Here is a 24512-nt window from a genome sequence, read left to right on the forward strand (position 1 = left end):
CAGACGACATGAACGACCCTTTCACGACATCCCCCGCGACGCTGCGGACCGCTCAGGACACGCGGGTGCGACACCATCCGGGCCGGATCACCCGCTCCCCACACCGGGGGCTCTAGGCTCTCCGCATGGCCGCGACCAGTGAGCAGGGCACCGGGGGCACCCGGCAGGCCGTCCGCTCGGACGGTGGCCTCGTGCTGTTCCGGGTCGCCGGCGTGCCCGTGCTGCTGGCGCCGTCCTGGTGGATCGGGTCGCTGATCGTCGTAGTTCTCTACGCACCGCTCGTCGGTCGGCTGCTCCCGGATGCCTCGGGGCTGACGTCGTGGCTGCTGGCCGGCGCGTTCGCGGTGCTGCTGGGGCTCTCCGTGCTCGCGCACGAGCTCGGGCACTGCCTGGTCGCGCTGCGGCTGGGGATCCCCGTGCGGCGGTTGCGCCTCTTCCTGCTCGGCGGCCTGTCCGAAGTGGCCCGCACGCCGAAGCGCCCCGGCCAGGAAGGTCTGGTCGCGGCGGCCGGACCGGTCGTCTCGCTGCTGCTCGGCGGGTTCTGCGGCCTGCTGATGTTCGCCGTGCCGCCGGACGGCGCGGTCTGGCTCCTGGTCGCCGAATGCGCGGTCGCGAACCTCGCCGTCGGCGTGTTCAACCTCCTGCCCGGACTTCCGCTCGACGGCGGGCGGCTGGTCCGCGCCGGGGTCTGGGCGGCCACCGGCATCCGCGCGAAGGGGACCCGCGCCGCGGTCGCCGGTGGGGCGGTCGTGGCCGCCGGGCTGCTCGTCTGGGCGCTGTGGGGCCTGGCCACGGCTAGCCCGGACCGCTGGCTGCGGCTGGGCGTCTGCGTCGTCACGGCGTGGTTCGTGATCCTCGGCGCCCGCTCGGAGCTGGCCGCCGAAGCGCGCCGCACGTGGCCCGAAGGCTTGGTGCTCGGCGAACTCGTCCGGCCGGTGCTGCAGCTGCCCGCCGAAAGCCCGGTGTCGGACGCGCTGGCCGCGTCGGCGGGCCGGGGCGTGGTGCTGGTCCGCGCCGACGGCGTCGCCGCCGGGCTGCTGGACACCGGTGCGGCCGAACGGCTCGCGGGCACCTCACCGCACGCGCCGGCCGAGCTGGCGGCCGAGCCGATCCGGGCCGAGACCGTGCTCCTGGCGTCGGAGCCGGGGGAGGACGTCGTCGAGCGGGTCCGCGAGACGGCCGCGTGGCAGTTCCTCGTCGTCGACGACGAGGGGCGCCCGGCGGGCGTGCTGCGCCGGGACGACCTGCGGGCCGCGCTGAACCGCCGCACCCGCTGACGCCGCGCCCCGGGCGGCCTGCGAAGATCTGTCGTCGGCCATTCGGGGTACAGGAGGAAGTGTTGTCGGTCAGCGGACCGTTTCGCGCGGGTGATCGGGTGCAGTTGACCGACTCGAAGGGGCGCCACTACACCCTGACGCTGGCCGACGGCGGTGAGTACCACACGCACCGCGGCGGCCTCGCCCACGACGACCTGATCGGCCGTCCCGAGGGCTCGGTGGTCACGTCCGCGGGCGGGTCCACGTACCTCGCGCTGCGCCCACTCCTGCCGGACTACGTGCTTTCGATGCCGCGCGGCGCCCAGGTCATCTACCCCAAGGACGCCGCGCAGATCGTGATGTGGGGCGACATCTTCCCGGGCGCGCGCGTGCTCGAAGCGGGTGCCGGTTCGGGCGCGCTGACGTGCTCGCTGCTGCGCGCGGTCGGCCCGGCCGGCACCGTGCAGTCCTACGAGATCCGCGACGACCACGCCGTGCACGCCGAGCACAACGTCGTGAAGTTCTTCGGCGAGAAGCCGGCCAACTGGTCGCTCACGGTCGCCGACCTGGCTTCGCACGAGGGCGAGGTCGACCGGGTCGTGCTGGACATGCTGGCGCCGTGGGAGCAGCTGCCGAACGTGGCCGCGCACCTGGTACCGGGTGGCGTACTGACCGTCTACGTCGCGACCGTGACGCAGCTCTCGCGGGTCACCGAGTCGCTGCGCGAGCAGCAGTGCTGGACCGAGCCGGAGTCGTGGGAGACGCTGATGCGCCCGTGGCACGTCGTGGGCCTGGCGGTCCGCCCGGACCACCGGATGGTCGCGCACACGGCGTTCCTGCTCACCGCGCGCCGGCTGGCCGACGGCACCGTGTCCCCGCGCGTGTCACGCCGTCCGGCGAAGGGCAAGGGCTAACCCGGCACGCACCACCGGCCGTTCTCCTTGTGCAGGGGGAACGGCGTGTCCTTCGTGCCGCCCACCGCCTCGACGTGCACCTTCGCGGTCGCGGACTCACCGCGCACCTCGGGGGGTTCCGCGAGCGTCGCGGTGACCGGGCCGGCCGCGTCCCACGTCCGCTGCAGCCCCGCGAGGGCCTCGGCGCTCTGCGGGCGGCAGGTCAGCTTGCCGAACGCCGCCGAGTCGTGGCGGACGATCGCCTCGACGATCGCCTTCGCCAGCACCCCGACCGCCGCGGTGTCCATCGCGCTGGGCGAGGGGGACGCCGACGGCCGGGCCGGCCGCGGCGTGCTCGACGGGGCGGGCGGGGCACCGGACGGCGCCACGAGCAGCAGTCCCAGCACCACACCCGCGCCGGCCACGCCGAGCAGGACCAGCCCGGCGACGAGCGCGCGCTTCACCGACGACGGCGGCTCACGAGCCGTCCGCCTTCACGTTGGACAGGCACCACAGGCCGGATTCCTTCTGCGCCGACATGGTGCCGACCTTGGTCTTGCTGCCGTCGGTGGCGGAGTAGCGCACGGTGGCCTTGTCGCCGGTCTCCTGCGGCTCGCCGGTCAGCTTGACCGTGACCTTCGGGATGTCGCCGGTGGTGCCCTCGTAGACGCTGCGGCAGATGACGTCGCCGAGCGCCTTCTCGTCGCTGGCGTTGTAGGCCGTGATCGTCGTGTCGAACAGCTCCTTCGAGCTGGCCTGGCCGGCGGGGGCCGGGCCGCCCGCGGGCTTGCTGCTGCTGGTCGACGGCCGGGTCGGCGAGGTCGCCTTGGGCTTCGAGGCGGACGTCTTGGGCGCCGACGTCGGGGCGGCCGAGCTGCTGCTGGCCGGCGGGGCGGCGGTGGTGGTGTCGTCACCCTTCGTGGCCAGGACGATCGCGGTCACGCCGCCGCCGACCAGGACGACCGCGCCGACCGCGATGCCGACGATGAGCCCGGTTTTCTTCTTCTTGGGCGGGGGCGCGTCGCCGAAGCCGCCGCCCCCGTACTGGTCGTAGCCGCCGAAACCCTGCTGCTGGGGCTGGCCCCACTGGTCCTGCTGGCCGTACTGCGGGTAGCCCTGCTGGGGCTGAGAGCCCGTCTGGGGCGGGTAACCGCCCTGCTGGGGCTGGCCGTACGGATCGGGCTGGCCGCCCTGCTGGGGCTGGCCGTACGGGTCCGGCCGGCCGAACTGCTGGGTGCCGCCGTAGCCCGGCTGCTGCTGCGGTCCGCTCTGGGGGTAGCCGCCCTGCTGGGGCTGGCCGTAGGGCCCGGGCTGCTGCCCGTAGCCTCCGGGCTGCTGGCCGTAGCCGCCCGGCTGCTGCGGCGGGTAGGTCATGAGTGGTGCCCCCTAGCGTCCTTCGAAGACCCGGCAGACGGTGCCGACGTCGGCCCGATGCTAGCCACCGGGCCCGTCCGCCGCGCGGTTAGGGCGGAACTGGCCGGAAATGCCCGGTGTCCCGCCGGTTGGGCACGGCGGGGACGGGGTACTCCCTGCGTGCTTGCTTCACCCCGGCCCGGAAAGACCCGCGACACACCCGTGCCACGGCACCGAAATGGCCGCTTGCGCTGCGGGAATGTCCGTGCTGGGGAAGGCCGGCGAACCGCGACGCGCCGATCTTGTGATCCGGAAAGGCCTTTTCTTGTCGGTGATCGCCGGTACCGTGGAATGAAAAGCACTCCGAGGAGGTGCCCGATGCATCATGACCTTCCCGGAGGTCGGCGCGAGGAGGCCGACCCTTCAGCAACATCCGGAGCTGGGACGACGGCGGACGAGCAGGCTCGGCAGATCCGTTTTCTCGAGGAAGAAGTGGCGCTGCTGCGCCGCAAACTGACGGACTCGCCGCGGCAGAACCGAGTTCTCGAACAACGACTCGCCGAGGCCTCGGAACGGGTGAGCCAGCTCACCGAACGCAACACCAAACTGGTCGAGACGCTGCGCGAAGCGCGAGGACAGCTCCTCGCGCTCCGTGAAGAGGTCGACCGGCTGGCCCAGCCACCGTCCGGGTACGGCGTCTTCGTCGAGGCGTACGAGGACAACACGGTGGACGTCTTCACCGCGGGCCGGAAGATGCGGGTGTCGGTATCGCCCGCGGTCGAGATCTCGTCGTTGCGCCGCGGCCAGGCGCTGCGGCTCAACGAGGCCCTCACCGTCGTCGAAGGCGGCGGTTTCGAGCGCACCGGCGAGGTGTGCGCGTTGCGCGAGGTGCTCGCGCCGGACGTCGAGGGCGGCAGCCTTCGCGCGCTGGTGGTCGGGCACGCGGACGAGGAGCGGGTGGTCCTGCTCTCCGATCTGCTGGCGGAGCAGCCGCTCAAGCCGGGCGACTCGCTCCTGGTCGACTCCAAGGCCGGCTACGCGTACGAGCGCGTGCCGAAGGCGGAGGTCGAGGACCTGGTGCTGGAGGAGGTGCCGGACGTCCGCTACGAGGACATCGGTGGCCTCACCCGGCAGATCGAGCAGATCCGGGACGCGGTGGAACTGCCGTTCCTGCACGCGGACCTGTACCAGGAGTACCAGCTGCGGCCCCCGAAGGGTGTCCTGCTCTACGGCCCGCCGGGCTGCGGCAAGACGCTCATCGCCAAGGCCGTGGCGAATTCGCTGGCCAAGAAGGTGGCGGCGGCGCGGGGCGACAACGAGGACGGGAAGTCCTACTTCCTGAACATCAAGGGTCCCGAGCTGCTCAACAAGTTCGTCGGGGAGACCGAGCGGCACATCCGCCTGATCTTCCAGCGGGCGAGGGAAAAGGCCTCCGAGGGCACCCCGGTGATCGTGTTCTTCGACGAGATGGACTCGATCTTCCGGACCCGTGGGTCGGGCGTGTCGTCCGACGTCGAGACCACGATCGTGCCGCAGCTGCTGTCGGAGATCGACGGTGTCGAAGGCCTGGAGAACGTCATCGTCATCGGCGCCTCCAACCGCGAAGACATGATCGACCCGGCGATCCTGCGGCCGGGCCGGCTCGACGTCAAGATCAAGATCGAGCGTCCGGACGCCGAAGGCGCGAAGGACATCTTCTCCAAGTACCTGGCCGAAGGCCTGCCGATCCACGCCGACGACCTCGCCGAGTTCGGCGGGGACCCGAAGGCGACGTTCGACGCGATGATCCAGCACACCGTCGAGCGGATGTACGAGGAGAGTGACGAGAACCGGTTCCTCGAGGTGACCTACGCCAACGGGGACAAGGAAGTCCTGTACTTCCGCGACTTCAACTCGGGCGCGATGATCCAGAACATCGTGGACAGGGCGAAGAAGTCGGCGATCAAGTCGGTGCTGGAGACCCAGCAGCCGGGTCTGCGCGTGCAGCACCTGCTCGACGCGATCGTCGACGAGTTCGCGGAGAACGAGGACCTGCCCAACACCACCAACCCGGACGACTGGGCCCGGATCTCCGGCAAGAAGGGCGAGCGGATCGTCTACATCCGCACGCTCGTCACCGGCAAGAACCAGGATTCGGGGCGGGCGATCGACACCGCCACGAACACCGGTCAGTACCTGTAGGTTCGAACGCTCGATGGGGCGGCCGCTTCGGCGACCGCCCCATCGGCGTGTCTAGCGGCGGACGAGTTCCGGCCCGGCGGGCCGGCGCACCCGTAGCCGTCCGTGGGCGGCCAGGATGCCCAGCACCACGAGCAGGGCGCCGGCCGGCTGGTTCCAGCTCACCGGTTCGCCCAGCACGAGGACGCCGAGCAGCACCCCGACGACCGGTGTCAGGTACGTGACCGCCGAGGCGTTGGCCGCGCCCCAGGCGGCGATGATGCGGACGTTCCAGACGTAGGCGAGACCCGTGCCGAACACGCCGAGCGCCACCATGCTCGCCACCACCGCGAGGTCCAGGTGCACCGGCGCGGTGGCGATGGCCGGGGCGAGCAGCCCCAAGAGGACGGTCGCGGAGGCGGTCTGCCCGAACGCGACGACGACCGGGTCCGTCCCGCGTGGTGAGACGAACCGGCGCATGTACACGAAACAAGCGCCGTAGCAGGTCGTCGCGCCGAGGCAGGCGAGCTGCGCGGTCAGCTGGTGCGAGACGTCGACGCCGTGCCACACGCCGACGATCGTGAGCACGCCGAGGAAGCCGAGCAGCAACCCGGCGACCTTCGGGGGCGTGAACCGTTCTTCGGGCAGCGCCGCGGCCGCCAGCAGCATCGTGATGAGCGGCGTGGTGGCGTTGAAGATGCTGGCCAAACCGGACGAAATGTACTGTTCCGCCCACGAGAACAAGAGGAACGGCACCACGCACAGCAGCACCGACACGACCGCGAGGTGGCCCCACAGCACGGGATCGCGGGGCAGCGGGCGGCGGCGCACGGCCAGCACGAAGGCCAGCGCGAGCGCACCCAGTGCGACGCGGGCGAGCGCAACCTGGGCGGGGGAGAGGCCGCCGAGGCCCACCTTGATGAACAGGAAACTCGCACCCCAGACCACGGCCAGCAGCGCGAACCGCACCGTGACCCCGAAACCCGCCAGTCGCATGGGCGCAGTCAAGCCGGACAGCGGGTTTCGAAGCCAGCGGTTTTCGGACCTCACCGTTGTGTATAACGCCCTATACCGCCGCGGGCAGCAGTGCTTCGGCCAGCCGACGCCAGTGCGGCATCGCGGTGGTGCCCGCTTCGAGGCCGATCACCTGGATGCCGACGTGGTCGGCGCCGGCGTCGAGGTGCGCGCGCAGCTTGCCGGTCACCTGCTCCGGCTCGCCCCAGAACACGAGGTCGTCGACGAGCCGGTCGCTACCGCGGCCGCCGTCGATGTCGGACTCGGAGTAGCCGAGGCGCCGGAACTTCGCGACGTTGTACTCCGAGGTCAGGTACGGGTGCAGGTGCGTGCGGGCGAGTTCGCGGGCCTTGGCCGCGTCCGGCTCGAACAGCACGGCGTGCTCGACGCCGAGGAACGGTTCCTCGCCGAGGATTTCGCGTGCCCGGGCCGTGTGCTCGGGTGTCACGTGGTAGGTGTGCGCACCCGCCGACCGGTCGCGGGCCAGCTCCAGCATCTTCGGGCCGTACGCGGCCAGCAGGCGCCGCGTTCCCGGTGCGGGGACGGCGTCCATGGCGTCGAGGTAGTCGTTCATCGCCCGCAGCGGGCGCGTGCCGGGTTTGCCGGCGCCGTAGCCGAGGCCGAGCAGGTGGCGGTCCGGGTAGGCCTCGGCCAGCAGCTGTGCGCCGGCCCGGGTCCAGCGCGGCTCGCGCGACCAGATCTGCGCGATCCCGTTGACGACGGTGAGCCGCTCGGTGACCGACAGCAGGAACCCGGCGTGGGTGAGGGCCTCGCGCCCGTCCCGTTCCGGGACCCAGATCGCCGGCCAGCCGAGTTCTTCGAGCTCCTGCACGGAGTCCCGGATCAGGCTCGCCGGCCGGTCCTCGAAGTCGAACGTCCAGATCCCGTAGCGGCCGAGCCGCATGCCCTCGATCGTACCCATGAATCGAAGTATCGCATATTTACGATGTGACGTGCCGGCGGGAGTCGCCGAACGGACGGGGGAGAGGTCAGAGGGAGTGGCCGAGAACGGCGACGAACTCGGCGATCCGGGCCTCGTCGCGCTTGTAGTGCGTCCACTTGCCGACGCGCGTCGCCCGGACCAGCCCGGCGCGCTGGAGCGAGGCCATGTAGGCCGACACGGTCGACTGTGCGAGCCCCAGCTTCTCCTGGATGTGGCTCACGCACACGCCGACCTCGACCGGGTCGGCGATCGCCCGCTCGACCGGAAAGTGCCGCTCCGGCTCCCGGAGCCACTGCAGGACCTGCAGTCGCACGGGGTTCGCGAGCGCCTTGAAGACGTCGAGCAGGTGCTCGACGCCGGGCTCGGATTCGGTGCGTGTCGTCATGGCTTCCCTCCCACCATACCGGCGTATAACGACCTATACTTCCGGGCCGTGAGCGAAGAAACCGGGCGGCCGCGCGCACCCATCACCGAATCGGACGTACTGGCCTGGCTCGAGACGACGGCCGCCGCCGTCGAGGCGGGGGAGGTGGGCGCCCAGGAGCTCATCGACCTGCTCGGGGAGCTTCGCCGCGCGTCGGCCGCCTGCGCGGACGCCTCGGACTGGCTGCTCCTGGCCGCGCGGGAGGGCGGCGCGAGCCTCCGCCAGATCGCTCCCGTGTTCGGCAAGGGCTACGTCCGGGCCCCGGCCGCCCGGCTCGAAAAACTCCACCGCCAGGCGCAGAACTCCGGGCAGTGGCTGGCCATCCTCCGGCACAAGGCCACGGCGTGAACCGCGTCGCGCTCGGCCTGGCGGCGCTCGGCAGGCCCGCGTACATCAACCTGGGCCGCGAGGGGGCGCTGCCGCCGGCGCGGGACGTCGAATCGATGCGCGCGGCGACGTTCGAGGTGCTCGACGACGCCTATGCGGCCGGGGTCCGGCACGTCGACGTCGCGCGGTCCTACGGGCGCTCGGAGGAGTTCCTGGCCGGCTGGCTCGCCGAGCGCGGCCACGCCGACGTCGAGGTCTCGAGCAAGTGGGGCTACGCCTACGTCGGGCAGTGGCGGCTCGACGCCGAAGTGCACGAGGTGAAGGAGCACTCGGCGGCGCGGTTCGCCGCGCAGTGGGCGGAAACCCTGACGCTGCTGGGGGAACGGGTCGGGCTCTACCAGGTCCATTCGCTCACTGTGGACAGTCCACTGTTCACCGACGAGCCGTTGGTGGAGGCGCTGGCGGAGCTCGCCGCGAACGGCGTGGCGGTCGGGTTCTCGACGTCCGGGCCGCGGCAGGCGGACGCTATCGAGCGGGCGTTCGCGCTGGAAGTGGCCGGGCGGCCGGTGTTTTCGGCGGTGCAGTCGACGTGGAACCTCCTGGAGCCCTCCGCCGGACGTGCCCTCGGAGCGGCGCACGCGGCCGGAAACCGGGTCCTGGTCAAGGAAACCCTGGCCAACGGCCGGCTCGCGGTCGAGGCGCCGGCGGCGGTGCGGGAGATCGCCGCGGCGCATGGCACGGGGCCGGACGCGGTCGCCGTGGCCGCGGTGCTGGGCCAGGACTGGGCGGACCGCGCGGTCATCGGCCCGGCGAGCCCGGCCCAGCTGGCGGCGAACCTGCGGGCCACCACGCTTGCCCTGAGCGCCGAGGAGCGAGGCGCGCTCGCGGACCTCGCCGAGGATCCGCAGGAGTACTGGCGACACCGGTCCTCGTTGCAGTGGGACTGAGCGGCTGCACTACCCTTCGCAGGCACGAAACCGACGACAGGAGGCCGGGTGCGTCATCGTCAGGTGGTCGCGTTGGCCGCCGTCGCGCTGGTGGGCCTGACGGCCTGCGAAGGGCCCGATCCGAACAACCTCGAGACGTACTACGACGATCCGGCGCCGACGTCCGCGCCGGTCACGACCGTCGAAACGCCGGTGAGCCCCGCGGAAGCCGTCCCGGTCACGCCGCCGGAACCCGATCCCGGTCTGCTCGCGGAGCCCGCGCTGCTGTCCGACGCGGACGTCGCGGAGGAAGGTGTGCAACCGGCCTCGAACGAGGTGGCGGGATGTCTGGCGGACGGGCCGTCGGCGGGGAGCCGGACGGCGACCTGGCGCTACCCCAGCGGGTCGGTGCTGAGCCACCGCGTCGTGGTGTTCCCGGACTCCTCGGCCGCCCAGGCTGTCGCGGACAACGAGTGCCCCCCTGGCAAGCTGGTGGGAGTTCCCGCCCAGCCCGGAGTCGAGCGGCAGCAGGCCTGGAGCGACGGCAAGACCTGCACGGTGTTGCTGGCCAAGGGAGCGCTCGTGTCCGAGCTGACGGTCTCGGCGAGCACCGGGACGCGGGCCGTGGACGCGGCCAAGCGCCTGCTGCCCGCCATGACCGCGAAGCTCACCGCTCAGCCGTAGCGGCGGAACCACTCCTGGACGCCTTCGCGGCCGTCGGGGATGAAGGGCAGTGCCGGCGCCGGGTCGTCGATCCAGGCGCGCAGCTCTTCGAGCGGGATCCAGCGGCCTTCGACGATCTCTTCGGCCTGGTGGTGGATCGGGCCGTCCCAGCGGACCTCGAAGGCGAAGTTGTGGCAGCGGTTGCGGCCGTCGTCGTAGACCTTGGTGAACAGCGGAACGGGTTCCACCCCTTGGACCCCGAGCTCTTCGGCGAGTTCGCGGCGGGCGCACTCGGCCGGCGTCTCGCCCGCGGCGACCACGCCGCCGGCCCAGCAGTCCCAGGTGGAGGGGAACACGTCCTTCCCCGGGGTGCGGAGGTGCACGTAAACGGCTTTTCCGTCACCCGAACGGACCAGGACGACGCCGGCGGCGTGCCACAGGCCCTCGGCGCGGACGCGGGCGCGGGTGGTCTCGCCGACCACCGAGCCCGCCTGGTCATAGAGGGCAACGAGTTCGTCACTGCCTGGCATGGGTGCATCGTTCCACTAGGCCGACCCCGTAGGGTGGGGACATGCGGCGGATCATGGGAACCGAAGTCGAGTACGGCATCTCCGTGCCGGGCGACGCGACGGCGAACCCGGTACTCACCTCGACCCAGGTCGTGCTGGCCTACGCGGCCGCGGCCGACATCCCCCGGGCCCGCCGGGCGCGGTGGGACTACGAGGTGGAGAGCCCGCTGCGGGACGCGCGCGGGTTCGACCTGACCGGCCCCGGCGGGCCGGGCCACGACCCGGACGTCGAGGACCTGGGCGCGGCGAACGTCATCCTGACCAACGGGGCGCGGCTGTACGTCGACCACGCGCACCCGGAGTACTCGGCGCCCGAGGTGACGAACGCGCGCGACGCGGTCATCTGGGACAAGGCGGGTGAACGGGTGATGGAGGAGGCCGCGCTGAAGGCGGCGTCCGTCCCCGGCCAGCCACAGCTGCAGCTGTACAAGAACAACGTCGACGGCAAGGGCGCGAGCTACGGCACGCACGAGAACTACCTGATGGCGCGGTCGACGCCGTTCACCGCGGTGATCGCCGGGCTGACGCCGTTCTTCGCGTCGCGGCAGGTCGTGACCGGCTCGGGCCGGGTCGGGATCGGCCAGCAGAGTGAAGAGGCCGGGTTCCAGCTCTCCCAGCGTGCGGACTACATCGAGGTCGAGGTCGGCCTGGAGACCACGCTGAAGCGCGGGATCATCAACACGCGCGACGAGCCGCACGCGGACGCGGACAAGTACCGCCGGCTGCACGTCATCATCGGCGACGCGAACATGTCGGAGTACTCGACGTACCTGAAGGTCGGCACCACGGCGCTGGTGCTGGACCTGATCGAGTCGGGCATCCGCTTCGACGACCTGAAGCTCGACGAGCCGGTCAAGGCCGTGCACCAGATCAGCCACGACCCGACGCTGAAGGTGCAGGTCGCGCTGGCGAACGGCAAGAAGTACTCCGGCCTCGACCTGCAGTTCGCCTACCACGAGATCGCCTCGCAGAACCTGGAGCGCATCGACGCCGACCAGGCGTCCAAAGAGGTGCTCCGGGTCTGGGGCGAGGTGCTGGACGCGCTGGCCCGCGACCCGCAGGAGTGCGCGGACCGGCTGGACTGGCCGGCGAAGCTGCGGCTGCTCGAGGGCTACCGCCAGCGCGACAGCCTGGCCTGGGGCGCGCCGCGGCTGCGCCTGGTGGACCTGCAGTACTCCGACGTGCGGCTGGCCAAGGGCCTCTACAACCGCCTGGTGACGCGCGGCTCGATGAAGCGGCTCGTCTCCGAGGAGGAGGTGCTCGCCGCGGTCACGACCCCGCCGTCGGACACCCGCGCGTACTTCCGGGGCCGGGCGCTGGAGAAGTACGCGGCGTCGATCGCGGCCGCGTCGTGGGATTCGGTCATCTTCGACGTGGGCAAGGAGTCACTGGTGCGGATCCCGACCCTGGAGCCGTTGCGGGGGACGAAGGCGCACGTCGGCAAGTTGCTGGACAACGCGGCGACCGCCGAGGAGCTGGTCGAAGCGCTCACCGGTTCGGACTAGGCGGGACGCACCAGCGATCGCGGCGTGACCCCGAATGTCGGGGCCGCTGGGTAGGCTAGGAAACATCAGCCACACCGGGAGGCGAGATGGCCCAGGAAAAGATCGAAAAGCACGGCGGTGGTGACTCCGACGAGGAGTTCGACGACACCGGCGCGGCGGGTCAGGAGCGGCGCGAAAAGCTCGGCGAGGACGTCGACACGATCCTCGACGAGATCGACGACGTGCTCGAAGAGAACGCCGAGGACTTCGTCCGGGCCTACGTGCAGAAGGGCGGCGAGTAGCCGCACCGGGGCACTGCGCCCTTGCCGACCGTTCAGCCGGCGGCCGGGGTTCCGCGTGGCCGTTGGCGCGCGCGGGGCTCCGGCCCGCACAGATGGGACTTTTGAGCACGTATGGACAACACCAGGGGCATCTCGGGTCCCGCGCTGCCTGCCGCGTACTTCTCGTCGGCGACGTCGTCGTTTGCGGATTTTCTGCGGGTACAGGCGCCGGAGCTGCTTCCGGAGCGGCGCGTGACGGGCGGTGTGGCCGATCTGGGCGTGCCGCACGGGACGACGATCGTGGCCTGCACGTTCGCGAGCGGTGTGCTGATCGCGGGTGACCGGCGGGCGACGTCGGGGAACCTGATCGCGAGCCGCGACATCGAGAAGGTGCACGTCACCGACGAGTACTCGGCGGTCGGCATCGCGGGCACGGCGGGGCTGGCCGTCGAAATGGTCCGGCTGTACGCGGTCGAGCTGGCGCACTACGAAAAGATCGAGGGCGTTTCGCTGTCGCTGGACGGCAAGACGAACAAGCTGGCCGGCATGGTCAAGGCGAACCTCGAGATGGCGATGGCCGGGCTGGCCGCGATCCCGCTGTTCGTGGGGTACGACCTCGAGGCCGAGGACGCCAAGCACGCGGGCCGGATCGTCTCGTACGACGCCGCGGGCGGCCGCTACGAGGAGAACGGCGGCTACGCGGGCATCGGCTCGGGTTCGCTGTTCGCGAAGTCGGCGCTGAAGAAGCTGCACGATCCGGACGCCGACGTCGAAGGCGCGGTCCGGGTGGCGGTCGAGGCGCTGTACGACGCGGCGGACGACGACACCGCGTCCGGCGGCCCGGACCTCGTGCGGCGCATCTTCCCGAGCGTCGTGACGATCACCGCGGAGCACGGCGCCGTGCAGCTGCCGGAGTCGGAGACCGCGGCGGTCGCCGAGGCGGTCGTGGCCGGCCGGATCGAGCGCCAGCAGCGCCGGCTCGCCTGACGCGGAGCCGACAGTGAACATGGGAACACCGGAAGACCTGGAGCGCACACCGTGACGATGCCGTTGTATGCCTCTCCCGAGCAGCTGATGCGGGAGCGTTCCGAGCTGGCGCGCAAGGGCATCGCGCGCGGCCGGAGCGTGGTGGTGCTGAAGTACGCGGGCGGAGTGCTGTTCGTGGCGGAGAACCCGTCGGCGACGTTGCACAAGGTGTCCGAGATCTACGACCGCATCGGGTTCGCGGCGGTCGGGCGCTACAGCGAGTTCGAGAACCTGCGCGTGGCGGGCATCCGCCACGCCGACCTCAAGGGCTACCAGTACGACCGGCGCGACGTGAGCGCGCGGGCGCTGGCGAACGCGTACGCGGCGACGCTGGGCAGCATCTTCACCGAGCAGCTGAAGCCGTTCGAGGTCGAGGTCTGCGTCGCGGAGGTCGGCGCGAGCGCGGCGGAGGACCAGCTGTACCGGCTGACCTACGACGGCTCGATCTTCGACGAGCCGCAGTACGTGGTCATGGGCGGGCAGAACGAGAAGATCGCGGCGAAGCTGAAGGAAACCTTCGAAGACGGCCTGGACCTGCAGGCGGCGCTCGGCGTGGCGGTGGCCGCGCTGCGCACGCCGACCCAGCCGTCGACGGCGGCGACGTCGTCTTCGTCCGGCTCGTCGACCGCGGCGGCGGCGAACGGCAACGGCGAAGCCGACCCGATCAAGCTGGAGGTGGCGGTCCTGGACCGCGACCGCCCGCGCCGCGCGTTCCGCCGCTTGACCGGCACAGCGCTGGACGCCTTGCTCCCGGTCCCGGACCCGGCGGGCGAGGAGCCTGAGGCGAAGCCGGAAGGCGAGTAACTCAGAAGCACGGAAGCGGGGCGTGGCCGGTGGCCGCGCCCCGCTTCCGCGTTCAGCGACGGGCGAAGGCGAGCAGGTGGGCGCTCGTGTCGACGAGGTGCGGGTCCCGTTCGGCGATCCGGGCCGCGCGCAGGGCCGGCTCGGCCAGGTCGTCGAAGCGGTCGAGGCCCGCGACGTCGAGCGCGGGCCAGGCGGGGCCTTCGACGCCGAAGACGGCCGTGCCGGTGAACCCCGCGTCCGAGACTTCGCCGTGGAGTTCGGTGGCGGTGTGCCAGTGGGTGGGGACGAACCCGGCGTGGCCGTCGTACGCGCCGGTGGTGATCACCGCCCGGATCCGCTCCTCCCGGTCCGTGGTGAGGGTGCCCGCGGTGGCGGTCTCCAGCAGGGACAGGTAGCGGCTGATGCCCGCGGCCACGAGGAGGCCGCCCGGGCGCAGCACCCGGCGGGCTTCGGCGAGCGCCCGAGCGCGGTCCGCCCGCTCGACGAGGTGGTACAGCGGACCGAGGAGCAGTACGGCGTCGCAGCGGGAACCCGCCACGGGCAGCGCGCGGGCGTCGGCGACCACGGCGGTGACGCCGGGGTGCCGGCGTGCCTGGCCGGCGTGGGCCGGTACGGGGTCGAGCAGGTGCACCTCGTGCCCGTCGGCGGCCAGCCAGGCCGCGTGGACGCCGGTGCCGCCCCCGGCGTCGAGGACCCGGGCGCGCGGGGGGAGGAAGCGGCGGATCAGCTCCCGGGTGCGGAGGAACTCGAGCCTCCCGTGCGGGGTGCGGGTGAGGCGGCGGGCTTCGTCGGGTCCGGTGGCGTAGTGCGTCGCGAGGTCCATGCTCCAGGCTCTCGGGCGGCGCAACCGGCTTTCACGACGTCGCGGGGGAGGCCCGGAAGTTCTGGTCGGCGAACGCCAGCAGGTACGGCAGCGTCGCCCGCGCCGTGTGCCAGGTGTGGTTGAAGCCGCGCTCGGCGTGCACCACCGCCTCCTGGCCCCTCGCACGCAGGGCGTCCGCGATGCGGCGGGCCGTCGTCACGTCGGTCGGTGCGCCGGTGCCGACCGCCAGCATCACCGAGATCGGCGCGGTGAACTTCATGGCCGGCAGGTAGCGGCGCGGGGTGTTGGCGGCGATCACGGCCTGGTTGCCGGCCAGGATGCCGACCGAGTCGTTGAGGTCGTCGTAGGGCAGGGCGATCACCAGGGTCGCGAACTCGTCGACGTGGTGCAGCCCGATGTTCAGCGCGCCGAAGCCGCCGCCGGACATGCCGCCCAGCGCGCGGTGGCCGCGGTCGGCGAGGGTGCGGTAGTGGTGGTCGACGGCCGGGACCACGGTCGCCGTCAGGTACGTCTCCAGCTGGGGGCCGTTCGGGACGTCGAGGCACTCCCAGTCGGTGCTGGGGACGCCGGCGGTCAGGTCGACGCTGACCACGATCATCGGTTCGATGACGCCGGCCTGCTGCAGCGCCAGGAGCGTCCCGGGCGCGTCGCCGGAGGTGAGCCAGTCGCGGGGGCCGCCGAACGGGTAGCCGTGGATGAGGTAGACGACCGGGTAGCGGCGGGCGGTGTCCTTGTCGTAGCCCGGCGGCAGGACGACGTAGTTGCTGCCCGACGGGACGCCGTGGGCGGGGTCGGGCACGTTCAGCACGTCGACGCGCTGGCCGGCGGCCGTGGTCGCGGTCCCGGTCCCGGTCCCGGTCCCGGTCCCGGTCCCGGTCCCGGTCGCCGTGCTGGGCCGCGGCGCCGACGGGGCTTCCTTGCCGTCGTCGAGCAGGCGCCCGGCCAGGTTGACCGGCCCGGGGCCCTTCTGGAGCAGGCGCGCGAGGTCGTCGGACGTGCGGACGTACCCGACGTAGCTGTTCAGCGCGGTCACCGCGGCGAGCAGCAGGAGCACGCCGAACGCGGTGACCCCCCAGCGCCGCACCCGGCGGCGGTACCAGAGCGCGACGACCACGGCGAGCACGGCGACGGCGGCCGAAGCGAGGGTCAGCCAGATGAACGGCGACTCGAGCGGGCCCAGGTCGCGGGCCCGCTCGGTCACGTCGCCCGGCAGCACCGGATCGGTGGCGGCGCCGTGAAAGGCGCGCGCCACCCCGTGCCCGTCCATCGCGTCCCCGCTCGTCCCCTGGCCGCGGGCATGATCGCCCGCACCTCGATCACGAAGCTAGCCAGAGGTGCCTGTGGGTTCGTTGAGAGAAGGTAAAGCGCCGTCAAAGCCGGTAGATGGTGAGCGCGCTCGGGCGGGATCGGAAGCGGAACCGGTTGCCGAGCGGGCCGACCTCGCCGTCGGTGGCCACGCGGCGGTGGCCGTCGAGCAGTTCGACGTCCAGCTCGGGCAGGTCGAGCTCCTGGTAGACGTGGCTGGCGGCCAGCGTGCGCGTGAGCATCGCGGCCAGGAACCGGGCGCGGGAGTACGGCAGGTCGGCGCGCAGGTACCGGATGTCCAGCAGGCCCGTGTCGAGCGCGGGCCGCCGGCTGGGGGCGAACCCCTTCGGCGCGTACGTGCCGTTGCCGACGAAGAGCAGCCACACCTGCGTGAGCTTGCCGTTGAGCCGGACGGTCAGCGGCTTGGCGTGCCGCAGCGTCCTGGCCAGCGCGATCGCCGCCGACGGCCACTTGGGGTGCTTCTCCTGGAGCTTCTCCCGCAGCCGCACCATCTCCGGGTAGCCGCCGAGGCTGGCGGTGTTGACGAACCAGCGGTGCGCGGACGCGTCGGCCCCGTCGATCCGGACCTCGCCCAGGTCGATGCCGACGGCGTTGCCGAGCTCGGTCGCCGCGTCGGCGTCGGGCATCGCGCGGACGCCGACGTCACGGGCGAAGTGGTTGAGCGTGCCGGCCGGGATCAGGGCGAGCGGGAGGTCGCGTTCGGCGGCGACCGCGGCCACCGCGGCGACGGTGCCGTCCCCGCCCGCGACGCCGAGCGCGCGGACCGTGCCCCGCGCGTCGATCTCGGCTTCGAGCTGGGCCCGCAGGTCCCGCTCGGGGTCCGGGTAGAGGATCTCGGCCTTCGGCCAGGCGTGCCTGGCGTCCTCGGTCGGGTCCTGGCCGTCGATCCCGGACTTCGGGTTGACCAGCACGAGCATGTCGTCGCCGTCGACCATCTCGGGCGCGTCGGCGTCGTGGGCCGTGCGGGCGGGGATGTCCTCGTGCAGCGGCCACCAGTGGCGGGTGGCCAGGCCCACGCCGGTGCCGATGGCCAGGCCGACGCCGACGTCGGAGGGCCAGTGCACGCCGGTGTGCACCCGCGAGTAGGCGACGGCCAGCGCCAGCGGGGCCACGGCGAGCCCGGCGCGCGGCGACTCCAGCGCCACCGCCGTCGCGAACGCGGCCGCGGACGCCGAGTGCCCGGACGGGAACGACGACGAGGTCGGGCGTTTCCGCAGGCGGCGGTGCATGGGCACTTCTTCCTCGGCCGGGCGGCGGCGCGGGAACAACGGCTTCCCGATGAGGTTCGCGACGGCGCTGGCACCGGCGATCGCGACGACCCCGCGCAGCGCGGCCCGCCTGGTGGGGCCCTTCCGCGCGGCCAGCAGCGCCGCGACGCCCCACCACAGGCGGGACTTGTTCGCCGATCTGGACAGCACCATCAGCGCGTCGTCGGCCTTGGTGGCCGGTAGCGAGGCGCTGCGGTGCATCAGGGCGCGGTCGGTGCGCCCGACCCGCCGGAAGGCCTGGATGAGCTGGTGTGTCAAGGAGTCGCCTTCCCCGGTACGTCAAGAGCAGTGCTCCAATCGTGCCTGAATCGGGGAGTTTTCACCGTCTGTGGCATACCGGGGGCGTGTCGACGCCCGAACGGCGCACCGTCGAAGGGGGTCCAGCGCCTACTCTGGTGGAATGCAGCGGCGGATCTTTGGCATCGAGACCGAGTTCGGGGTCACGTGCACCTTCCACGGACAGCGCAGGCTCTCGCCCGACGAGGTGGCGCGCTACCTCTTCCGGCGGGTCGTGTCCTGGGGACGCTCATCGAACGTCTTCCTGTCGAACGGCTCACGGCTCTACCTGGACGTCGGGTCGCACCCCGAGTACGCGACGGCCGAGTGCGACGACCTCGTCCAGCTGGTCACGCACGACAAGGCCGGGGAGCGCATCCTCGAGGACCTGCTGGTCGACGCCGAACGGCGGCTCGCCGACGAAGGCATCGGCGGCGACATCTTCCTGTTCAAGAACAACACCGACTCGGCGGGCAACTCCTACGGCTGCCACGAGAACTACCTGGTGACCCGCGCGGGTGAGTTCTCCCGGATCGCGGACGTGCTCCTGCCGTTCCTGGTGACCCGGCAGCTCATCTGCGGCGCCGGGAAGGTGCTCCAGACGCCGCGCGGGGCGGTCTACTGCCTCTCCCAGCGTGCGGAACACATCTGGGAGGGCGTCTCGAGCGCGACCACCCGCTCGCGGCCGATCATCAACACCCGCGACGAGCCGCACGCCGACGCCGAGCGCTACCGGCGCCTGCACGTCATCGTCGGCGACTCGAACATGGCCGAGCCGACGACCATGCTCAAGGTCGGCTCGGCGAACCTGGTGCTCGAGATGATCGAGGCCGGCGTCCAGTTCCGCGACTTCACCCTGGACAACCCGATCCGGGCGATCCGCGAGATCAGCCACGACCTCACCGGCCGCCGCCAGGTGCGCCTCGCCGGCGGGCGCGAGGCGTCGGCGCTGGACATCCAGCGCGAATACCACGCCCGGGCCGTCCAGCACCTCAAGGAGAACGGCACGACGCCGGCGAACGAGCGCGTGATCGAGCTGTGGGGCCGGGCGCTCGACGCTGTCGAGCAGCAGGACTTCGGCAAGATCGACACCGAGATCGACTGGGCGATCAAGCACCGGCTGGTCGAGCGCTACCGGCACAAGCACGACCTCGACCTGTCCAGCCCGCGGATCGCGCAGCTCGACCTCGCCTACCACGACATCCGCCGCGGCCGGGGCATCTTCGACCTGCTGCAGCGCAAGGGCCTGGTCCGCCGGGTCACCGACGACGGCGAGATCGAGGCCGCCAAGGACACCCCGCCCCAGACGACCCGCGCGAAGCTGCGCGGCGACTTCATCGCCGCCGCCCAGGCCGCGGGCCGCGACTTCACGGTCGACTGGGTGCACCTGAAGCTGAACGACCAGGCCCAGCGCACGGTCCTGTGCAAGGACCCGTTCCGCTCGGTCGACGAGCGCGTGGAACGCCTGATCAGCTCGCTCTAGTCCGGCGCACCCGCCCGGTGTCCCTACGAAAGTCGCCGGGCGGGTGCGGCAGGATCGCCTCATGCGTGTCGTGCTGCTCGTGCTCGCCCTGCTGGTCTCCGTCGCGGCACCGGCTTCGGCGGGGGAGCACCCGCCGAAGTGGGAGCTGAAACCGACCGGCGTCACCGCCCAGTTCCGCGGCCTCTCCGCGGTCAGCGCCCGCGTCGCGTGGGTCAGCGGGACCCAGGGGACCGTCCTGCGCACCACCGACGGCGGGGCCACCTGGAAGTCCGTCGGGCCGCCCGGCACCGAGACCCTCCAGTTCCGCGACATCGAGGCTTTCGACGCCGACCACGCCGTGACGCTGTCGATCGGTCCCGGCACCGATTCGCGCGTCTACCGGACCGACGACGGCGGTGCGCACTGGCGCCTTGCGTTCCAGAACACCGACGCGGCCGCGTTCTACGACTGCCTCGCCTTCTTCGATCCGTGGCGCGGCCTGGCGATGAGCGACCCGGTCGACGGGCATTTCCGCGTGCAGGCCACCTTCGACGGCGGCCGCAGCTGGCGGCAGGTCCCCGACAGCGGCTTCCCGCCCGCGCTGCCCGGCGAGGCGGGCTTCGCGGCCAGCGGTCAGTGCATCACCACGTCGGGGCCGTTCGACGCCTGGCTCGCGACCGGCGGCGGCACCACCGCCCGCGTCCTGCACTCCGGTGACGGCGGCCGCCACTGGACCGCCTCCGGCACGCCGTTGCCGAGCAGTCCCTCGGCGGGCGTGTTCGCCCTCGCCTTCCGCTCGCCGTCGCAGGGGGTCGCGATCGGCGGCGACTTCGCGAGCCCGGACGCGCCCGGCCCGGCCGTCGCGCTGACCCGCGACCGCGGCCGCACCTGGACCACCCCGGGGCAGTACCCCGCGGGGTACCGCTCCGGGCTGGCCTGGCGCGGCGGGACCGTGCTCGCCGTCGGCCCCGGTGGCAGCGACCTCAGCCCCGACGGCGGCCGGCACTGGACCCGGTTCGACGACGGCAGCTTCGACAGCGTCGACTGCGCCGGCGCGGGCTGCTGGGCCAGTGGTGTCCAAGGCCGCGTCGCCCGCCTGAGCCGCTAGAGCACCTGGCCGGTCGGGCGGACCATGATCTCGTTGACGTCGACCGAGGGCGGCTGCTGGAGGGCGTAGAGCACCGCGCGGGCGATGTCCCCGGCCGCCAGCATCGGCTTCGTGCGCTGCTCGTCGGTGAGGATGTCGGTGTCGGTGATGCCCGGGTTGATCAGCGTGACCCGGACGCCGGTGCCGACGGCCTCCTCGCGGATCGCGCCGGCCATCCCGGTCACCGCCCACTTCGTCGCCGAGTAGAGGCTGGCGTTGCGGATGTAGCGGCCCGCGACCGAGCCGGTGATCAGCAGGTGCCCGGCGGTTCCCTTCAGCGCGGGCAGCACCGCGCGGGCGGTGTAGGCGGCGCCGAGGACGTTGGTGCGCACCATCTCCTCCCACGCCCGCGGATCGGGGTCGTCGTCGCCGAAGAACGACGTCCCGACGCCGATCCCGGCGTTGGCGAAGGCCGCGTCGAGCCGCCCGAACCGCTCGACGGCCCGCGTGACGGCCCCGGAGACGCTCGGCCAGTCGCCGACGTCGGCGCCGAGCGCGAGGGCCCGGTCTTCGCCCAGCTCGGCGGCGAGCGCCGTGACGGACTCGGCCCTGCGCGCCACGAGCGCGACCTTGAACCCGGCTTCGGCGGCCAGCCGCGCGGTGGCGGCGCCGAGCCCGCGCGAGGCACCGGTGATGAGGAGTACGCGATCATCCATGCCGTCCAGGCTAGGGAGTCAGGACGAGCCTGCCACGCACCCCGCCCGCGGCCAGCCGTTCGTGCGCTGCCGGGGCTTTCTCGAGCGGGAGGACGCCGGCGACCCGTGGCCGGAGGGTCGTGGCCAGCCCGGCGAGCCGTTCGCCGTCGGCGCGGATCCACACGGTGCGGACGCGGACGCCGCGCAGCGGGATCGGGGCGGCCCCGGCGGCGAAAGCGACGAACTCGCCGCCGCCCCGGACGGCGTCGAGCGCGTCCAGCCCGAGGAGCGCGGTGTCGAGGACGGCGTCCACCCCACCGGGGACCCGGGCTCGCACGCGTTCACCGAGGTCCCGGCCGCGCGGGACGAATTCGTCGGCGCCGAACCCCCGGACGATGGCCTCGTCGGCTTCGCCCGCGACGGCGACGACCTGGCGCCCCCGGGCGTGCGCGAGGGCGACGGCGTACCCGCCGACCGCGCCCGCCGCCCCGGTGACCAGCACGGTCCCGGTGCTCTCGACGAGGTCGAGCGCCTGGGCCGCGGTCAGCGCGTTGAGCGGGAGGGTCGCGGCTTCGACGGGGGAGACGCCAGGGGGTGCGAGAGCGACGGCGGAGGCGTCGAGAACGACGTAGTCGGCGTAGGCGCCGAGCGGGAGCGCGATCCGGTCGCGCAGGCCGAGCACGGTGTCCCCGGGCCGGAACCGCGCGCCCGGGCCCGCGGCGTCGACTTCACCCGCGACGTCCCAGCCCAGGCCGAGCACCTTCCGCGGCGGGATCACGCCCGCTGCGGTCAGGACCCCGGCCCGCGTCGCGAGGTCGACCGGGTTGACCGCGGCCGCCGCCACCCGGATCCGCACCTGCCCCGGACCCGGCTCCGGCACCGGGACTTCAGCCACCTCCAGCACCTCCGGGCCACCGAACCGCCGGACCACCACCGCGCGCATCCTCTGCTCCCTCACGATCGGACCTCCTTCCCCGCGACCGTATGGGGAGCTACTCTCCAATGGGAAGTACGCACTCGCAGGTTCCCCCCGTACCAGGAGGTTCGCCCGGTGCCCACGCGCACGGCGGAACAGCGGCGGCACGCCGAAAAGGCCGCCTACGACGCCTACCTCGCCGCCTGCCCGACCCGGAAGCTGCTGGACGAGATCGCCGGCAAGTGGGTCAGCCTGATCCTGGTCGCGCTCGGTGACGGGCCGCAGCGCTACAGCGACCTTTCGCGGCGCATCGCCGGCGTCAGCCAGAAGATGCTCACCCAGACCCTGCGGGTGCTCGAGCGCGACGGTCTCGTGCACCGCGAGGTGACGCCTTCGGTGCCCGTCCGCGTCGACTATTCCCTTACGCCACTGGGGGAATCGCTGCGCGCGCTGGTGGCCGGGTTCAAGGACTGGGCGGAGGCGAACTTCGACGCCGTCGACGCCGCGCGCACCGATTACGACGCGCGTACACCGGACCTCACGATCGGGCCGGGCGGCGCGGGCTAGGCTCTACCGGGTGTCCACCGCCCGCGCCGAACGGCTGGTCAACCTCGTGCTGGCCCTCCTGTCCACCCGGCAGTACCTGACCGCCGAGCGGATCCGCGGCATCGTGCCCGGTTACGGCGACGCGGCGAGCGACGAGGCCTACTTCCGGATGTTCGAGCGGGACAAGACCGAGCTCCGCGAACTCGGCATCCCCCTGGAGACCGGCCGCAACTCCGCCTTCGACGCCATCGAGGGCTACCGCATCGCCCGCCGCGACTACGAACTCGGCGAGATCGACCTCGCTCCCGACGAAGCCGCCGCGGTCGCGCTCGCCTCGCGGCTGTGGGACTCCCCGGAGCTGACCGGGCAGGCGCAGGGCGCGCTCGTGAAGCTGCGCGCGGCCGGCCTGGAGGTCGACGACCAGGCGCCCACCGTCGTCGAGCCGCGGGTGCGCGCCGAACCGGCGTTCGGGCCGCTGCTGGCCGCGGTGCAGAGCGGGCAGGCCGTGCGCTTCGAGTACCGCCGCAGCGGCTCGCCCGAGCGCATCATGCGCACGCTCGAGCCGTGGGGCGTGGTGTCGTGGCGGGCCCGCTGGTACGTCGTCGGGCACGACCGCGATCGCGGCGCCACCCGCTGCTTCCGCCTCTCCCGCGTCACCGGCCAGGTCCGCCCGGTCGGCAAGCCCGGCGAGGTGCGCCGCCCCGAGGGCGTCAACCTGCTCAAGCTCGTCACGGCCACCGGCGGCAGCGAACCCGCGCCGGTCACCACCGCCCGGGTCTGGGTCGCCGACGGCCGCGCCGCGGGCGTCCGCCGCCGCGGCACCGTGGTCGGGCGCGCGACCATCGACGGCGACGAAGGCGACCTCGTCGAGATCGGCCTGCTCTACCCGGAGTCGGCGGCCGACTGGATCAGCGCGCAGGGCCCCGACGTCGTCGTCCTCGAACCGGACGTGCTGGCGAAGTCGGTCCAGGACCGGCTGGAAGCCGTCGTCGCCCGGCAGGTGAGCGCGCTGTGAGCGGGTCCACCGACCGGATGCCGAGACTGCTCGCGCTCGTGCCGTACCTGCTGGCGCGCCCCGGCATCCGCATCGACGAGGCGGCGCACGACTTCGACGTCACGCCGAAGCAGCTGCGCAAGGACCTCGAGCTGCTGTGGATGTGCGGGCTGCCCGGCTACGGGCCCGGCGACCTGATCGACCTGTCCTTCGAAGGCGACACGATCGTCGTCACCCACGACGCCGGCATGAACCGCCCGCTGCGGCTCACCGGCGGTGAGGCGACCGCGCTGCTCGTGGCGCTGCGGGCGCTGGCCGAGACGCCGGGCGTGGTCGACGGCGACGCCGTCCGCCGCTCCATCGCCAAGATCGAGGCCGCGGCGGGGCAGGCGCAGCCCGCCGGCGTGGTCGTCGGCGGGGGAGTGCGCGAGGGCGAGAAGACCGCGCGGACCCGCGAGCAGGTCGCCCGGGCCCTGCAGGACGGCCGGGCGCTGCGGATCCGCTACTACACCGCGTCGAAGGACCAGATCACCGAGCGCACGGTCGACCCGATGCGGCTGCTGATCGTCCAGGCGGTCGGCTACCTCGAAGCCTGGTGCCGCCGCGCCGAGGGCGTCCGGCTGTTCCGGCTCGACCGGATCGACGAGCTCACGGTCCTCGGCGAGCCGTCGCGGCCGCCCGCGCACGCCCACCCGACCGACATCTCCGACGGTGTCTTCCGCCAGCGTCCCGATCAGCGGGAGGCGGTGCTGGTCCTCGACCCGGACGCACGCTGGGTAGCCGAGTACTACCCGTGCGAGGAGCTCGACGAGCTCGAGGGCGGCCGGCTGCGGATCCGGATGCGCTACGCCGACCAGTCCTGGATGGTGCGCCTGGTGCTCGGCCAGGGCGGGGAAGTGCTGGTCGAGAGCCCGGCGGACCTCGCGTCCGAAGTCGGCCGCCGCGCCGCCGACGCGGTGGCCCGAGCCCGTCACCTTCCGTCAACCTGTGACCACTAGG

At 72.5% G+C, this 24512-nt stretch carries 26 protein-coding genes; 15 read left to right on the top strand and 11 right to left on the bottom strand.

Features of this window, described 5'->3' with window-relative positions; translation table 11 throughout:
• The first annotated feature begins 125 nt into the window (after positions 1 to 125).
• Both AB0B33_RS40225 and AB0B33_RS40230 read left to right on the top strand, forming a co-directional pair.
• A complete protein-coding gene (locus tag AB0B33_RS40225; protein ID WP_360781885.1) occupies positions 126 to 1277 on the top strand; it encodes a M50 family metallopeptidase in 1152 nt (383 codons plus the stop codon).
• 62 nt (positions 1278 to 1339) lie between these two features.
• On the top strand, positions 1340 to 2170 hold the full coding sequence (locus tag AB0B33_RS40230) for a tRNA (adenine-N1)-methyltransferase (RefSeq protein ID WP_247023253.1): 831 nt from the start codon (positions 1340 to 1342) through the stop codon (positions 2168 to 2170).
• Here AB0B33_RS40230 and AB0B33_RS40235 read toward each other — a convergent pair.
• Both AB0B33_RS40235 and AB0B33_RS40240 read right to left on the bottom strand, forming a co-directional pair.
• Complete coding sequence (locus AB0B33_RS40235) at positions 2167 to 2613, bottom strand: hypothetical protein (RefSeq protein WP_360781888.1); 447 nt, start codon at positions 2611 to 2613, stop codon at positions 2167 to 2169. The two genes, AB0B33_RS40230 and AB0B33_RS40235, sit on opposite strands and share 4 nt — an antisense overlap.
• A gap of 13 nt (positions 2614 to 2626) precedes the next feature.
• Positions 2627 to 3523, bottom strand: coding sequence for a hypothetical protein (locus AB0B33_RS40240; RefSeq protein WP_360781890.1), 897 nt, complete (start codon positions 3521 to 3523; stop codon positions 2627 to 2629).
• A gap of 357 nt (positions 3524 to 3880) precedes the next feature.
• Here AB0B33_RS40240 and arc point away from each other — a divergent pair, with 357 nt between their 5' ends.
• On the top strand, positions 3881 to 5683 hold the full coding sequence (gene arc, locus AB0B33_RS40245) for a proteasome ATPase (protein ID WP_247023256.1): 1803 nt from the start codon (positions 3881 to 3883) through the stop codon (positions 5681 to 5683).
• A 51-nt stretch (positions 5684 to 5734) separates the two neighbouring features.
• Here the strand turns inward: arc and AB0B33_RS40250 are convergent, their stop codons facing one another.
• The 3 genes from AB0B33_RS40250 to AB0B33_RS40260 form a co-directional block, all read right to left on the bottom strand.
• Positions 5735 to 6655: a DMT family transporter gene (locus AB0B33_RS40250; RefSeq protein ID WP_360781893.1), complete on the bottom strand. Its 921-nt coding sequence runs from the start codon at positions 6653 to 6655 to the stop codon at positions 5735 to 5737.
• A 70-nt stretch (positions 6656 to 6725) separates the two neighbouring features.
• A complete protein-coding gene (locus tag AB0B33_RS40255) occupies positions 6726 to 7577 on the bottom strand; it encodes a TIGR03620 family F420-dependent LLM class oxidoreductase (protein ID WP_360782018.1) in 852 nt (283 codons plus the stop codon).
• Positions 7578 to 7662: 85 nt separating this feature from the next.
• A complete protein-coding gene (locus tag AB0B33_RS40260; RefSeq protein ID WP_360781895.1) occupies positions 7663 to 8001 on the bottom strand; it encodes a metalloregulator ArsR/SmtB family transcription factor in 339 nt (112 codons plus the stop codon).
• 48 nt (positions 8002 to 8049) lie between these two features.
• Between AB0B33_RS40260 and AB0B33_RS40265 the strand changes: the two genes are divergently transcribed.
• From AB0B33_RS40265 to AB0B33_RS40275, 3 genes are read left to right on the top strand one after another with little or no spacing between them, the layout of a single operon-like run.
• Complete coding sequence (locus tag AB0B33_RS40265; protein WP_247023259.1) at positions 8050 to 8388, top strand: hypothetical protein; 339 nt, start codon at positions 8050 to 8052, stop codon at positions 8386 to 8388.
• Entirely contained in the window at positions 8385 to 9314 is a 930-nt protein-coding gene (locus tag AB0B33_RS40270) for an aldo/keto reductase (protein ID WP_360781897.1), read from the top strand. The genes AB0B33_RS40265 and AB0B33_RS40270 overlap by 4 nt, the downstream gene beginning before the upstream one ends.
• Before the next feature lie 48 nt (positions 9315 to 9362).
• Positions 9363 to 9977: a hypothetical protein gene (locus AB0B33_RS40275; protein WP_360781899.1), complete on the top strand. Its 615-nt coding sequence runs from the start codon at positions 9363 to 9365 to the stop codon at positions 9975 to 9977.
• On the opposite strand, the gene AB0B33_RS40280 is transcribed toward AB0B33_RS40275, so the two are convergent.
• Positions 9968 to 10486 carry an NUDIX domain-containing protein gene (locus tag AB0B33_RS40280; RefSeq protein ID WP_247023262.1) on the bottom strand — a complete coding sequence of 173 codons (519 nt, stop codon included), beginning with the start codon at positions 10484 to 10486 and terminating at the stop codon, positions 9968 to 9970. The two genes, AB0B33_RS40275 and AB0B33_RS40280, sit on opposite strands and share 10 nt — an antisense overlap.
• Positions 10487 to 10527: 41 nt before the next feature.
• Here AB0B33_RS40280 and dop point away from each other — a divergent pair, with 41 nt between their 5' ends.
• The 4 genes from dop to prcA all read left to right on the top strand — a co-directional run bounded on the left by dop (position 10528) and on the right by prcA (position 14120).
• Positions 10528 to 12030: a depupylase/deamidase Dop gene (gene dop / locus AB0B33_RS40285; protein WP_247023263.1), complete on the top strand. Its 1503-nt coding sequence runs from the start codon at positions 10528 to 10530 to the stop codon at positions 12028 to 12030.
• A gap of 86 nt (positions 12031 to 12116) precedes the next feature.
• A complete protein-coding gene (locus AB0B33_RS40290; RefSeq protein WP_013226725.1) occupies positions 12117 to 12311 on the top strand; it encodes a ubiquitin-like protein Pup in 195 nt (64 codons plus the stop codon).
• Positions 12312 to 12422: 111 nt separating this feature from the next.
• Positions 12423 to 13277, top strand: a complete 855-nt coding sequence (gene prcB / locus AB0B33_RS40295; protein WP_247023264.1) for a proteasome subunit beta — start codon at positions 12423 to 12425, stop codon at positions 13275 to 13277.
• A gap of 51 nt (positions 13278 to 13328) precedes the next feature.
• Complete coding sequence (gene prcA, locus AB0B33_RS40300) at positions 13329 to 14120, top strand: proteasome subunit alpha (RefSeq protein WP_360781903.1); 792 nt, start codon at positions 13329 to 13331, stop codon at positions 14118 to 14120.
• 52 nt (positions 14121 to 14172) lie between these two features.
• Here prcA and AB0B33_RS40305 read toward each other — a convergent pair whose 3' ends face one another.
• The 3 genes from AB0B33_RS40305 to AB0B33_RS40315 all read right to left on the bottom strand — a co-directional run bounded on the left by AB0B33_RS40305 (position 14173) and on the right by AB0B33_RS40315 (position 17795).
• A complete protein-coding gene (locus AB0B33_RS40305; RefSeq protein ID WP_360781905.1) occupies positions 14173 to 14943 on the bottom strand; it encodes a class I SAM-dependent methyltransferase in 771 nt (256 codons plus the stop codon).
• A 31-nt stretch (positions 14944 to 14974) separates the two neighbouring features.
• Positions 14975 to 16210: an alpha/beta hydrolase-fold protein gene (locus AB0B33_RS40310; RefSeq protein WP_360781907.1), complete on the bottom strand. Its 1236-nt coding sequence runs from the start codon at positions 16208 to 16210 to the stop codon at positions 14975 to 14977.
• Positions 16211 to 16313: 103 nt separating this feature from the next.
• Complete coding sequence (locus AB0B33_RS40315) at positions 16314 to 17795, bottom strand: phosphatase PAP2 family protein (RefSeq protein WP_360781909.1); 1482 nt, start codon at positions 17793 to 17795, stop codon at positions 16314 to 16316.
• 142 nt (positions 17796 to 17937) lie between these two features.
• Between AB0B33_RS40315 and pafA the strand changes: the two genes are divergently transcribed.
• Together pafA and AB0B33_RS40325 are read left to right on the top strand one after the other, a co-directional pair.
• Complete coding sequence (pafA, locus tag AB0B33_RS40320; protein WP_247023269.1) at positions 17938 to 19296, top strand: Pup--protein ligase; 1359 nt, start codon at positions 17938 to 17940, stop codon at positions 19294 to 19296.
• A gap of 61 nt (positions 19297 to 19357) precedes the next feature.
• Complete coding sequence (locus AB0B33_RS40325) at positions 19358 to 20383, top strand: oxidoreductase (RefSeq protein WP_360781912.1); 1026 nt, start codon at positions 19358 to 19360, stop codon at positions 20381 to 20383.
• Here AB0B33_RS40325 and AB0B33_RS40330 read toward each other — a convergent pair.
• The gene (locus AB0B33_RS40330; RefSeq protein WP_360781914.1) at positions 20380 to 21078 is read right to left on the bottom strand and encodes an SDR family oxidoreductase; all 699 of its coding nucleotides are present in this window, start codon (positions 21076 to 21078) and stop codon (positions 20380 to 20382) included. The two genes, AB0B33_RS40325 and AB0B33_RS40330, sit on opposite strands and share 4 nt — an antisense overlap.
• Positions 21079 to 21088: 10 nt before the next feature.
• On the bottom strand, positions 21089 to 22000 hold the full coding sequence (locus AB0B33_RS40335) for an NADP-dependent oxidoreductase (RefSeq protein WP_360782020.1): 912 nt from the start codon (positions 21998 to 22000) through the stop codon (positions 21089 to 21091).
• Positions 22001 to 22108: 108 nt separating this feature from the next.
• Between AB0B33_RS40335 and AB0B33_RS40340 the strand changes: the two genes are divergently transcribed.
• The 3 genes from AB0B33_RS40340 to AB0B33_RS40350 are packed head-to-tail and all read left to right on the top strand — an operon-like array spanning position 22109 to position 24511.
• Entirely contained in the window at positions 22109 to 22540 is a 432-nt protein-coding gene (locus AB0B33_RS40340) for a winged helix-turn-helix transcriptional regulator (protein ID WP_247023272.1), read from the top strand.
• Positions 22541 to 22550: 10 nt separating this feature from the next.
• Positions 22551 to 23534, top strand: coding sequence for a WYL domain-containing protein (locus AB0B33_RS40345; RefSeq protein WP_360781916.1), 984 nt, complete (start codon positions 22551 to 22553; stop codon positions 23532 to 23534).
• Positions 23531 to 24511: a WYL domain-containing protein gene (locus AB0B33_RS40350; RefSeq protein WP_360781918.1), complete on the top strand. Its 981-nt coding sequence runs from the start codon at positions 23531 to 23533 to the stop codon at positions 24509 to 24511. Before AB0B33_RS40345 ends, AB0B33_RS40350 begins: the two co-directional genes overlap by 4 nt.
• The last annotated feature ends 1 nt before the right edge of the window (position 24512 follow it).

The organism is Amycolatopsis sp. NPDC049159 (assembly GCF_040648295.1).
In the GTDB taxonomy this organism is placed as follows: Bacteria; Actinomycetota; Actinomycetes; order Mycobacteriales; family Pseudonocardiaceae; genus Amycolatopsis; species Amycolatopsis pretoriensis_A.